The following is a 12,541-nucleotide window of genomic DNA, read 5'->3' as shown; positions in this document are numbered from 1 at the left end:
CCATGACAAAAATCCAACAAATCACCCACTATCTCGAGAATGAGAAGCTAGATGCTGCTGTCCTGTCTGATCCTGTCACTATCAATTATCTGACTGGTTTCTACAGCGACCCGCATGAGCGGCAGATGTTTTTGTTTGTCTATCCTGACCATGAACCCCTGCTCTTCGTACCAGCTCTAGAAGTTGAGCGGGCTTCAGGAGCTGTTCCCTTTTCAGTCCTTGGCTATATGGACTCCGAAAATCCTTGGCAGAAGATTAAAGCTGCCCTGCCGGCTCACTCCTTCAAGACTGTCGCTCTTGAGTTTGATAACTTGATTTTGACCAAATATCATGGATTGAAAACTGTCTTTGATAGCGCAGAATTTGCCAACCTGACTCCTTACGTCAACCGCTTGCGCCTGATTAAGTCTGCCGATGAAATCCAGAAAATGCTGGTAGCTGGGCAATATGCTGACAAGGCTGTTAATATTGGTTTTGACAATATCTCACTGGACAATACTGAAACAGATATCATCGCTCAGATTGACTTTGCCATCAAGCGAGAAGGTTATGAGATGAGCTTTGAAACCATGGTGCTGACGGGAAATAATGCAGCTAATCCGCACGGAATTCCCGGTGCCAATAAAGTCGAAAATAACGCCCTCCTGCTCTTTGACCTGGGCTGCATGGTTAATGGCTATGCCAGCGATATGACACGGACCGTTGCTGTTGGCCAGCCGGACCAGTTCAAAAAAAATATCTACCATCTGACTTTAGAAGCCCAACAAGCTGCTCTTGATTTTATCAAGCCAGGTGTCACAGCTCATGAAGTAGACCGTGCTGCTCGGCAAGTCATCGAAAAAGCGGGCTATGGTGAGTATTTCAACCACCGTCTCGGCCATGGTATCGGTATGGATGTTCACGAATTTCCATCTATTATGGAGGGCAACGACATGGTCATTGAAGAAGGCATGTGCTTCTCTGTTGAGCCTGGTATCTACATCCCTGGCAAGGTCGGTGTCCGCATCGAAGACTGCGGCCATGTCACTAAGAATGGTTTTGAACTCTTCACCGAAACTAGCAAGGACTTGCTGTATTTTGAATAGAATTTTATAAGCCTATATTATGTCTTGAATGATTATTAGGCTTGGCAAAAGCCATCTGACCATTTTAGCTATCATTGTTGGAGGCTTTCAGGCATCACTTTTTGATTAATGAGAAAATTGAATAAAGTGACCGCTTCTCACTCTTCTTTAGCTCAAATAGGTTTTGAATATCGTTATAGCGCTCTTAGTCCTTACGCATTTATAATTTCAAAAAACGATAGAAAAGTTTCTGTCGTTTTTTCTTGTTTCCTAGTAATTATACTAAGTCATTTAGATTCACCCACTTTTTCTCCAATGAAGTCGTTTCTAGAGACATTCCGAAAAACTCAATTACTCAGCTCTAACCATTTTTTACACCAGCAAGATGTTTTCATCACTGAAAAGATAAAGCATCATCAAACCTTGTCATATCAGAGGTTTTTATCCCTTCTTGCCCTTCTGATTTAAAAATGTTATAATTTTTTATGAAAAATTGTCTAAAAATTCTAATCTTTGCTGTTAAGGAGGTCTGGATGCTCTTCAAAAGGTCAGAAAATCACGGATTTTCTCGCTATATCTGCCTGCTCTTGCTTCTCATCATTTTTCTGGCTTTCTCTCTCTTTTTAGCTGTTTCTTTGGGATCAGTTACTATTGACATACAAGATACTTACCAGATTATTTTCAGTAAGCTCGGATTTTCCCTTGGCACAGGCAAACTATCGCCGTCTACAATCGCTATTGTTTGGAACATGCGGGTTCCAAGAGTGATCTTGGGAATCCTAGCTGGTGCTGGGCTGTCTGTCTGTGGCAGCGTCATGCAATCTACTGTCAATAATCCCATCGCAGAGCCTTATATCCTAGGAATTTCAGCGGGTGCAACCTTCGGAGCCACACTGAGCATTATCTTAGGGCTCAAATCCATTACTGGCACAGGTGCCTTTATAGGAGCCATTCTGGCATCGGCAGTGGTCCTTTTTATCGCATCCATGCAGGGAAAAATGACGACAAGCAGTCTGATTTTATCAGGAACAGTTGTAAATGCCCTTTTTATCGCCTTTTCTAACTTTATCATTTCTGTCGGTGCTAATGCTGACAGCCTTATGACAATCAAGTTCTGGACCATGGGCTCACTAGCCGGAACTTCTTGGTCAGATCTTGCCTTGCCGGCTCTTGTTGTTGGTCTCTCCTTTTTGTTTTTCTGTTCCCAGTATCGTATTTTCAATACTATGATGATGGGGGACGAAGCAGCTTTGACACTGGGGGTGCCTCTGCGTTTTTACTGGTTCCTTTATATCACAGTTGTCGCAGTCATGACAGCGGTACTGGTTGCCTGCTGCGGCATTATCGGCTTCGTTGGACTAATCACTCCGCACATTGCTCGAAGATTAGTCGGTACCAACTACAAAAGGCTCTTTCCTATTGCTACCCTGCTCGGCTCTCTCTTTCTTGTCTGGGCAGATGTTTTAGCTCGAATTTTGGTCAAAAATGCCGAGCTGCCGATTGGAATCTTCACCGCTTTGGTCGGTGCACCCTTCTTTATCTACATTGTAGCCAAAAGCCGAAAGGAGGTAAGCAGCTGATATGGATCTAACTTGCCAAAATATCCACTATACTGTCGGCCAAAAAGAAATCTTAAGAGGGATTTCACTCACGGTCGAGGGAAATCAGTTTCACACCATTTTAGGGCCCAACGGAAGCGGCAAAACTAGTCTGCTCAAAACCATCTACCGCCAAATCAAACCTAACAGCGGGGATATTTATCTAAACGGTAGGCCACTTGAACAGGTCAGCATAAAAAAAGCAGCCCAGAAAATAGCCGTTGTAACTCAGTTTAACCATCTTCAGTTTGACTGCACCGTCCAAGAAATCGTCATGCTGGGCAGGACGCCACATCTGTCCCTTTTTCAAAAAGAGAGCGAAAAAGACTATGCCCTTGTCCGTCATGCCTTGAGACAGGTGGACATGCTAGACAAGGGAGAGCGAACCTATCTATCCCTGTCTGGTGGAGAGAAGCAAAGAGTCCTGCTGGCACGCGCTTTGGCCCAGCAGCCAAGCCTACTGCTCTTAGACGAGCCGACCAATCATCTGGATATCAAATACCAGCTGGATATGCTGCGTATCGTCAAAGACCTGAACATCAATGTTTTGGCTGTTTTACACGATATCCAACTGGCTTGTCGGTATTCAGACTATTTGTACCTCATGAAAGGAGGTGAGATTGCATACCAAGGTGCTCCAAAGGAGGCCATCACCCATGATTCACTGCAAGCCGTTTACGGTATTCAGAGCAAAGTAATCTGGACCAAGGATCGACAGGCCATGATTCAGTATCTATAAGAGCCTGCTCTCAGCTTTATCTATACAAGCTCCAAGCCCAAGAAAGGAAGGCAATATGAAAAAAACACTCAGTATCTTACTCGTCGCAACTGCTGCACTGACAATGGCAGCCTGCAATTCTTCATCTCAGGAGAGCACGAAAGAAAGCTCAACTTCACAATCTTCCTCCAAAACAGAAAGCGCGAAAAAGAGCACAGCAGAGACAAAATATCCAGTGACAATCAAAACTTACGATGCCGAAGGCAAGGAGATTGATCAGGTCTTTGAAAAGGCACCGGAAAAAGTCATCACCAACAACCTTTCGACGACCGAAATCTTGATTGAACTAGGATTGAAAGACAAGATCGCCGGTATGCTCAATCCAGACAACGATGTCACAGATAAATACAAGGCTGATATTGCCACCATTCCGCAAGTCGGCGACAAGAAAACCGTATCACAGGAAACTGTGCTATCCTATGAGCCAGATGCTCTTCTTGGCCGAAACATGATGTTTTCCGAGAAGTCTCTGGGGACAGTCAGTGCCTGGAATGAAAACAAAATCCCTGTCTATACACAGAAGGCTTCCCTGTCCAATACCAAGCAAGACCTAGGCAATATTGTTGAAGATGTTAAGAATATAGGAACCATTTTTAATGTCCAAGACAAGGCCAATCAGTATGCTGACCAGCTGCAGGCAAGAATTGACAGTGTCAAGAAAACCAATAAGGCTAGTCAAGGGAAAAGAAAAAAGCGCTCATCATGTGTGCCTACAACGATGAGACTTTCGGTGCCTATAAATCTGCCCTGCAAGAGAGTCTGCTCAACCAGCTCGGCTATACCAATGTAGCGACTGGAACCTCTGACCTAACCTTGGAAAATCTGGTCTCTATGGATCCAGAAGTCATCATCTACGTAACCAGCGACCGCAACAAGGCCTTGGATGAGCAAGCAGTTGAACTAATGAAAGCCAATCCAGTTCTAGAAGATGTCCCAGCTGTCAAAAATCAGAAAATCATGACCATCTCCTATGATGAGTTCATGGATTATGGACCTGCTGTAATCGACTCACTCGAGAAAATCAATGACTTTGTCAATAAATAAGATCTTTGTCTGGGAGGGTATCACTGTCAATATTGCCCTACCCCAAGATTATGACGGATCACGACCTTATCCAGCAATCTTGCTAAATGATGGACAGATAAACTACCTAAGCAGGCTTTCTCCATCGGTAATCTTGATCGGACTGATATCGAACAACAGGCTGGACGATTATACACCCTGGAAAGCCAATGCTCTAAAGCCTGACAATCCCGATTTTGGCGGCAGAGCGGATAGCTACCATCAGAAACTATTCAACGGTATATTAGCGGAAATCAGACAGCACTACCTACTGGATGACAAGAGAATTGCCTATGGTGGCTACTCTCTCGGTGGACTAGCGGCTGTTTACAGTCTCTATAGCGGTTGCAAGATCCCCTGTGTTTTTTCTATCTGCGGTTCCTTTTGGTACCCAGGTTTTACCAACTATTGCCGGTCTCAGGAGTTAAAAAACAAGGACTGTCTAGTCTATTTGCAGAATGGAAAGACTGAAGGCGCGAATCATTCAAACCGACTTTCCAACGCTCCTTTTTATGCTGCAGAAATTCATCGCTTGACTCAGAAAGAAATCCTTACCACTTGCTCCGTCTTTGATCCTTACGGTCATCATGAAGCTCTCAAAGAGCGCTATGCGGCCTTTGCCGACTGGCTGACCACACAATGGCATCTCGACTAATAAAAAACCCCTTTGTCACTTACAGCAGCTGACAAAGGGGTTTTTAGTTTATTAATGCAAGCAAAAGACTCTCACCAGTAAAATGGTAAAAATCTTGAGTAGAAAGATTTATTGAGTCTTCTCCCCCGCTTCTAGTTTCAACAGAAAGGCTTTTTTATCAAGGCCTCCAGCATAGCCGGTCAGCTTGCCATCACTCCCGACAATCCGGTGGCAGGGAATCAGAAGGGAAATGGGATTATGGCCGATGGCACCACCGACTGCTCTGGCCGATCCAATCTTACCGTACTCGGCTTGTAATTCTCGTAGAATGTCTGAATAAGTAGCCGTTTGTCCATAGGGAATCTTCTGCAACACTGTCAAAACCTTGCTTCTAAACTCAGTCACTTGAGGTGCCAATGGAATTTCATCTGTCGCGGGATTTTCTCCCTTGAAATAAGCATCCAGCCAAGCAGCAACATGCTGGCTAACTTCTGTCTCCTCCTGCTGCGCTTGCTCCAAATCGTAGCCTGCCCCAAAATATTTCTGACCCTCTAGCCAAAGTCCCAACAAGGCATTTGCGTCTGTCAAGATGAGAATCCGGCCAATCGGTGATGCATAATAAGTCTTGTACATATTTTTTCTTTCTTCGATTTTCTTAATATGCCTTATTATACCACTCTTGTCTTAACTTTAGCCACAATCCCATCTGGGTCTGTGACTTCTAGCTCTTGGGAGCTAATCCATCGGACTGACGCCTGCAAGTCCAGAGCGTTTTCATAAATAGCTACTAGGTCTTCTTTCCCTTGAACTTGCGCTTCAAAATAGGCTAGTCCCATTTGCTTAGGTTGGCGATGATTCAAGTGAGAACCTCCCCATTCATTAACTGCTAAATGGTGATGGTAGTTTCCTGATGCCAGCCAGCTAGCAGAAGGTAAAGAAAATTTATCCTCCAAGCTTAGAAGCTTTTGGTAAAAATGACTGGCTACTCTGCTATTTTTCACAGACAGATGGACATGGCCCATACGAGTGCCTTCAGCAATACTAAACGGCTGGACTTCCTGACCCAGTTCATAGATTTCTTGAGCCGCTAGAGCTTCCGTCACTCCGATAATGCGACCGTCTTCCCGAATATCCCAATCAGCCTGAGGCTTGTCCCGATAAAGCTCAATGCCGTTGCCTTCTGGATCCTCCAGATAAATAGCTTCACTGTAACCGTGATCCGCCCCTCCAACCATAGGAACTTTACTTTCTGATAAATGCTTCAGGATATCTGCTAAGGCTTGACGGCTTGGAAGCAAAAGTGCCAAATGATAAAGACCGTAAGCCGACTTAACGGACTGTCGGTCATTAGTCGCTAAAAGCCTCACCAACACTTGTCCGTCCCTGCCCAAAGCCACCTCTCCGTCCTGCTCTTCCAAAAGTTCCAGGCCTAAAACGTGCTGATAAAAATCTCTTTGTCTCGCTAAGTCAGCTACATAAAGTGCCACCTCTCCTAGATAAATCTTGCTTTGATATTCAAAAGTCATATACTTTCTCCTCTCTTAAATTTTAAATGTTAGCAGGTTTCCCGCCTAATCTTTTTTTATTTCTCCAAAATAGAGATAAGTTTCTTGATGCGGATGCCTGCCTTTCCATTTGCTCCGAAAGATTATTTTAAATTGTAATTATTTTCGTTACATCTATAAGTATAGCACGTTTTGATGTAATGTCAAGGATTACATCTCAGAAAATTCTTAACAAAAAAAACAATCTGCTCACTAGGAAACAGATTGTTCTTTAATTTCTTTTTCGGTCGCTGCGACGACCTCGTCAAGCCTAGTCTGAGCCAATTCAGCTTCCATGGCTGCCTGAATAGCCGCCAAGCGGTCGTCTAAGACATTGTGAATGTTCTTACCGATAGGACAGTCTGGATTGGGCTTGTCATGAAAACTAAAGAGCTGGCCGCTCTTGCCCAGACACTCAACCGCACTGTAGACATCCAACAGACTAATATCTTTCAAATCTTTGGCAATCTCTGCTCCTCCAGTCCCACGAGCAACGGTAATCATCCCGGCATTCTTGAGCTGGGACAGGGTCTTGCGGATAATAACTGGGTTGACGCCGACACTGCCAGCAAGGATATCACTTGTCAGTTTTTGTTTTTTTCCCTCCAAAGCCAAGACAATCAGCATATGAGTGGCAATGGTAAAACGGCTAGAAATCTGCATTTTTTCTCCTTCCTCATCATTTTCTCTCACTATTATATCTCAAAAATGGTGTAACTTCAAGAGTTACGACTGGACTTTAAGAAAGCTTCAATATCTTCTGCATAGCCTTCCCGCTCACTGATTTCCCGCAGCAGGTCGTGGTTGTGGGTATGGTGGATACCATTGACCAAACTCTCCCGATAAATCTCATAGTAAGGCAAGTGGAGCTCCCGAGCCAATCGCAGTTCCTGCTCCACATCGTAGACCACGCGCCGTAGGTCGACATCAGCCAGACCCGTCTCATCTATCTCTAAAATGGCATACTGGGCTCGCAAGTCCTGACGCAAAGCTGAATCTAGAAAGAATGGCTGACCAATAGAGCCGGGATTGATAATCAGCTGGCCCTTAGTCCCATAACGAAGAAACTGCTGGTGAATATGACCATAAACAGCGACAGCGCAATCATTCCCTTCAAAAAGGCGGTCGAAATCACTTTGCTCGCCAATATGAATCAGCTCCCGACCCCAGTTCTTATCAGGCAGATGGTGGCTAACCGCAATCTTCAATCCCTCTACTTCTGTCAAGAGCTGCAGAGGAAGTTCCTGCATACGGTCAATCTCTTCTGGACGGATTTCCTCTAGGACAAAATGGCAGAGCCGGGTCAGGTAGAGATGGCTGGGACGTGTCAAGTCTAACTTTTGATGCAGGGCATGCCAGAGGCTGTCCTCCCAATTCCCTCTGACCTGGAGGCTGATGTGCAGCTGCTCCATCCTATCTAAGATATTTCTGCGGCCGGTTCCTGGCAGGAGCAAGTCCCCCAAAAACCAATAATCTGTCACCTGCTGGCTTTTCGCATCCGCCAGTACCGCTTCCAAGGCTGTGCTATTCCCATGCACATCGGATAATAAGGCAATTTTTCGTGTCATCGTGTGTCTTTCTCTTTCTTTACAATATTATATCAAAGTTCAAAAAAACTTCCACTCACCAAATGAGTGAAAGTTTTGAAATGTTTTTTTAATTAATCAACAGATTTGAGGGCTTCCAGCATATCCACCCGTCTGAGACGGTAGTTGACAAAGAAGCCAAGTAAGGTCAAAATAAGAGTCACTGCTGTTAGAGGAAACAGATAGACGGAGAGACTTACTTGAGCATTTAAGCTAATAATGCTAGGCGCAACCTTCTCAATCAAAAAACGATGCAAGAAGAAACCACCTAGAAGCCCAACTGCCATCCCAATCACTGAAAGAATAATGGTCTCTCGATAGATATAGAGAGTCACTTCCTTATTATGGAAGCCCAGAACCTTGATAGTGGACAGCTCGCGAATCCGCTCAGCCACATTGATATTGGTCAGATTGTAGAGAATGACAACTGCTAGAAGAACGGAGATTACCACCAAAATAAGCATCGTGTTATTAAGAGAATCAGCTAGAACGTTGAACTGCTTCACCATGCTAGCATTTTGTGAGACACTCTTGACAGACTTGAGGCTCATAAATTTATTGGCCATATTGACAATATTTTTACTGGAAGAATCCTTGAGCTGCACTAGATAAGTATTTTTCTCAGGTTTTTCCCCATAAATCTTCTGATAGTCAGTCGCCTTCATAAAGGCAAAATGCCCAAAATGATTCTCATTGACTGCTGCGAGCTTGACAGGCTTGCCACCCAACTCTATACTACCACCAGGGCTGACTCCAGCTATGCGAGCCAATTTATCCGAAACGACTACACCATCTTTGAGGGTCAGCTCCTGCTGGTTGTTGGGACTTTCCAGAGAAATAAAAGGTTCAAAATTTTCTTTGTCCGTGACCATCAAAGTGACTGTTTCTGTCTCTTTTCTTCCTTTGTATTTCTCTGACAAGGTTTCACTGTGGATTTCCTGATAGGCAGCAATCGAGTCATCCGCCAGCATCTTTTTGAGCTTGTCCTGCTCAGCCTGATTTTCCCCAGGATTAACAGCGACAATCAAGTCGTATCGCAGAATCTCCTCAAACTGACGTTTGGGAATACCACCGATAGAAGATTGGAGCCCTAGGCCAGCAAAGAGTAGGGCAACAGAACCCGCCACACCAAAGATGGTCATAAACATCCGCTGCTTATAGCGAAAGATATTGCGAGCTGTGACTTTCTGAGTAAAGCTAAGACGTCGCCAGATAAGGGATAGTCTTTCCAAAAAGATCTTAGAGCCTTTGACCGGTGGCTTGGGCAAAAGCAAGTAAGCTGCTTCTTCTGTCAGCTCCCGTCTTGCCACTAAATAAGCAGGGAGAACACTGGATATAAGGGAAAGCCCAAGGGCAAGTAAACTATAGGAAATATAAAAATAAGCATGAGGGGCAGAAAGCACCATGCCTCTGGTAATAATAGAAGAAATCACTCCTGACAAGAAATAATGTCCCAGCAGAATCCCTATGAGGGTACCGAGACTCCCCGCCACCAAACCGTAAAGAGCAAACTTGCGAATGATGTCACGGCTATGATAGCCTAGAGCCTTAAAGACACCTGCATTTGTTCGCTCCTCGTCGACAAAACGCGTCATGGTGGTAAAGGTTACCATCGCTGCCACCAGATAGAGCACCACCGGGAAGATATTACCAATCGACGCAATACTATTCATGGAGTTTGTATACATATGATAGCCATTCCCACCTGGCAGGGACTTGCGGTCATAGCTATGATAGGCCGGCTCTTTCAAACGACTCAGGTCTGCCTTAGCCTCAGCTATCTTGTCCTTGTTAGTTGATAAGTCTTTCTCTGCCTGTGCTAGCTGAGATTTTTTCTGATTGAGCTGGGACTCAGCTTCCTGAATCTGCTGCTGGTTCTGGCTAATCTGAGCAGGGGCTAGGATAGAAGCGGCTTGAGCTACTGCTAGCTGGCTTTTTTGTTGATCCAGCTGATTTTGAGCTTGCTCTAATTGCTTTTTCCCTTGGGTCAGCTCACGCTCAGCCTGACTAATCTTATCTTCGCCCTTCTGAATGGTACTTTTGGCATTCGTCTCTAATCGCTTAAACCGGGCCGATCCATTATCCGCTAGGCTCTTGTCCAAAGCTGTCTGGTGCTGTTCCAAACGCTCCTGATAGCTTGTAGAGAAAGGAGCCAGATTTTCTAAATCATGATAGCGCAGGCGGGCAATACTGTAAACATCTGTATCAAAGGCCTTGGGGCTGACTACAGCATAGGCCGATAAAGCCCCGCTGCCACTAGTCGCATTGCCCAAATTTCTATCAGACCAGAGCTCTGCCGAGTTGACAAAGCCCACGACCTTATAGGTCTTGTTTTTCAGAACTGACGGCCTGCCTGCTTTTTCGGTCAGATCAATCTCCTGACCAAGCTTATATTTCTTAGACCAAAAGCTAGCTAAGGCAATTTCTTGCTCATTTTTAGGAAGACGGCCTGAGGTCACTTGAAAGTTTGAAATATTCTTGGTATCCGAGAATACTCGGAGAGCCTCCTCGTCTACGGTGACATCTGTCATATAGCCAAACTCGACATCAGCTCCCTTAATAGCTTCCAGCTCTTTCTGATCCGCCTTATCCAAACCATAGTCCGCCATAACAGCCAAGTCCATGGTTCGTTGCTCTTTCAAGTAATCTGTTGCTGCTCTGCGCATATTGGGTGGAGCGACCTTAAGTCCCACGAGAGCTAAAGAGCCCAGCATCATGAGGATTAAAATAGATAGGAAACGTCCTTTAGAGCTAGTGAAGGAGCGCAGAATATCTTTCCAATAAATCTTTCTCTTCATATTAATACTCCAATGTACTTATGTCCTGAGGCGATTCATTGACCGTAACACTTTTGACTTTCGCATCGTGCATGCGGATGACCCGGTCAGCAATGGGGGCCAAGGCAGCATTGTGGGTCACGATAATCACCGTCGCTCCTTGATTGCGGGACATATCCTGTAAGATTTGCAGCACTTGCTTACCAGTATTGTAGTCCAAAGCTCCTGTCGGTTCATCGCAGAGCAAAATTTTGGGATTCTTAGCTACAGCTCGAGCGATGGACACTCGCTGTTGCTCCCCGCCCGATAGCTGAGCAGGAAAGTTATTGAGGCGTTTTTCCAGTCCCACTGCGGTCAGAGCTGCCACTGGATCTTGAGCGTCCTTGACAATCTCAGAAGCCAATTCGACATTTTCCTTAGCCGTCAGATTGGGCACCAGATTGTAAAACTGAAAGACAAAGCCCACGTCATTGCGGCGATAGTCCGTCAGCTGGTGGGAATTGTAGTCAGCAATATTCTGGCCATCTATCAGGATATCTCCCTCATCATTGGTATCCATACCTCCAAGGATATTAAGTACCGTAGACTTACCGGCACCTGAAGCACCCAAAATAATGACCAGTTCCCCCTTTTCAATCTCAAAAGAAATATCGTGATTGGCGACTATTTCCGTATCCCCCATCTGATAACGTTTAAAGCTATGTTTCATTTCAATATATGCCATATCGCTTCTCTCCTTTTCAAACCTCATCTCCTTAAATCGACAAGGTGTTGATTCTAAATCACAAATATTATATAATGAGCTTAGACAAAAAGCAATAACCAAAAATCAACAAAGTGTTGATTTAGGAAAAAGGTAAAAAAAAATGATTCAGAAACGAAAAACTAGCACCAAGGAAGATATCAAGGAAGCTTTGATCCAGCTGCTTTCAGAAGAAAAATTCGAGAACATCTCCATCAGTAAGCTCTGCAAACGGGCTGGGATTAACCGAGGCACCTTCTACCTCCACTACGAGGACAAGTATCAGATGATTGACAGCATCAAAAGCGAAATTATTTCCCAACTTTCTAGCTATAGTCTTTTTGAAGAAGAAGGCGACTATTCCAAAAGGCTCATGATAGCAAAATTTCATATACTGCGTGCTAATGAGCGTCTGATCAATGCCCTGACCAGAAGTCATTATATTGACTTTCGAGAGGCTATTCGGGAGTACATAACCACTATCATTCTGAGTGACAAGCAAGAGACTGCTACCCAGCGTTTTTTAGAGGAGAACTTTCAGATTCCTCCGAAATATGCACTGGAAATCTTCCTATCCAGTGTTGAGGGGATTATTTCTCTTTGGATAGCCGGTGGTGCTCAAGAAGAACCCGAAGAAATCACGGACATGATTTTGACTACTTATAACTATGATTATTTGAGATAAGGGCTCTAGCTTGAAGGCTGACTAGACAAAAGTCATTTTTTCCACTAAGAAAGGCCGAACATATTGCTCGA

General features: G+C 44.6%; 11 protein-coding genes and 1 pseudogene. 6 read left to right on the top strand and 6 right to left on the bottom strand.

Annotated elements, in window-relative coordinates; genetic code table 11:
- The first annotated feature begins 2 nt into the window (after positions 1–2).
- The 5 genes and pseudogenes from FFV08_04205 to FFV08_04185 all read left to right on the top strand — a co-directional run bounded on the left by FFV08_04205 (position 3) and on the right by FFV08_04185 (position 5,157).
- Positions 3–1,085, top strand: a complete 1,083-nt coding sequence (locus tag FFV08_04205) for an aminopeptidase P family protein (protein ID QLB51922.1) — start codon at positions 3–5, stop codon at positions 1,083–1,085.
- A 512-nt stretch (positions 1,086–1,597) separates the two neighbouring features.
- On the top strand, positions 1,598–2,644 hold the full coding sequence (locus FFV08_04200; protein ID QLB51921.1) for an iron ABC transporter permease: 1,047 nt from the start codon (positions 1,598–1,600) through the stop codon (positions 2,642–2,644).
- Between the two features lies 1 nt (position 2,645).
- Complete coding sequence (locus tag FFV08_04195; protein QLB51920.1) at positions 2,646–3,401, top strand: ABC transporter ATP-binding protein; 756 nt, start codon at positions 2,646–2,648, stop codon at positions 3,399–3,401.
- Positions 3,402–3,456: 55 nt separating this feature from the next.
- Positions 3,457–4,484 (top strand): annotated as a pseudogene (locus tag FFV08_04190) (metal ABC transporter substrate-binding protein).
- Positions 4,465–5,157, top strand: a complete 693-nt coding sequence (locus FFV08_04185) for an alpha/beta hydrolase (GenBank protein QLB51919.1) — start codon at positions 4,465–4,467, stop codon at positions 5,155–5,157. The pseudogene FFV08_04190 and the gene FFV08_04185 overlap by 20 nt, the downstream one beginning before the upstream one ends.
- Before the next feature lie 108 nt (positions 5,158–5,265).
- On the opposite strand, the gene FFV08_04180 is transcribed toward FFV08_04185, so the two are convergent.
- From FFV08_04180 to FFV08_04155, 6 genes are all read right to left on the bottom strand, one after another.
- Entirely contained in the window at positions 5,266–5,769 is a 504-nt protein-coding gene (locus FFV08_04180) for a methylated-DNA--[protein]-cysteine S-methyltransferase (GenBank protein QLB51918.1), read from the bottom strand.
- A gap of 35 nt (positions 5,770–5,804) precedes the next feature.
- On the bottom strand, positions 5,805–6,662 hold the full coding sequence (locus FFV08_04175; GenBank protein ID QLB51917.1) for a VOC family protein: 858 nt from the start codon (positions 6,660–6,662) through the stop codon (positions 5,805–5,807).
- A gap of 231 nt (positions 6,663–6,893) precedes the next feature.
- Complete coding sequence (locus FFV08_04170; GenBank protein QLB51916.1) at positions 6,894–7,343, bottom strand: Rrf2 family transcriptional regulator; 450 nt, start codon at positions 7,341–7,343, stop codon at positions 6,894–6,896.
- Positions 7,344–7,399: 56 nt separating this feature from the next.
- Entirely contained in the window at positions 7,400–8,248 is an 849-nt protein-coding gene (locus FFV08_04165) for a metallophosphoesterase family protein (GenBank protein ID QLB51915.1), read from the bottom strand.
- A gap of 92 nt (positions 8,249–8,340) precedes the next feature.
- Positions 8,341–11,064 (bottom strand): FtsX-like permease family protein, encoded by a 2,724-nt coding sequence (locus FFV08_04160; GenBank protein QLB51914.1) that lies wholly within the window; start codon positions 11,062–11,064, stop codon positions 8,341–8,343.
- Between the two features lies 1 nt (position 11,065).
- Positions 11,066–11,767, bottom strand: a complete 702-nt coding sequence (locus tag FFV08_04155; GenBank protein ID QLB51913.1) for an ABC transporter ATP-binding protein — start codon at positions 11,765–11,767, stop codon at positions 11,066–11,068.
- A 142-nt stretch (positions 11,768–11,909) separates the two neighbouring features.
- Here FFV08_04155 and FFV08_04150 point away from each other — a divergent pair, with 142 nt between their 5' ends.
- Entirely contained in the window at positions 11,910–12,470 is a 561-nt protein-coding gene (locus FFV08_04150; GenBank protein ID QLB51912.1) for a TetR/AcrR family transcriptional regulator, read from the top strand.
- Positions 12,471–12,541 lie beyond the last annotated feature (71 nt).

Source organism: Streptococcus sanguinis (assembly GCA_013378335.1).
Classification (GTDB): Bacteria; Bacillota; Bacilli; order Lactobacillales; family Streptococcaceae; genus Streptococcus; species Streptococcus sanguinis_I.
Note: the sequence above shows the minus strand (reverse complement) of the source record. Positions and strands in the feature narration are given on the sequence as shown.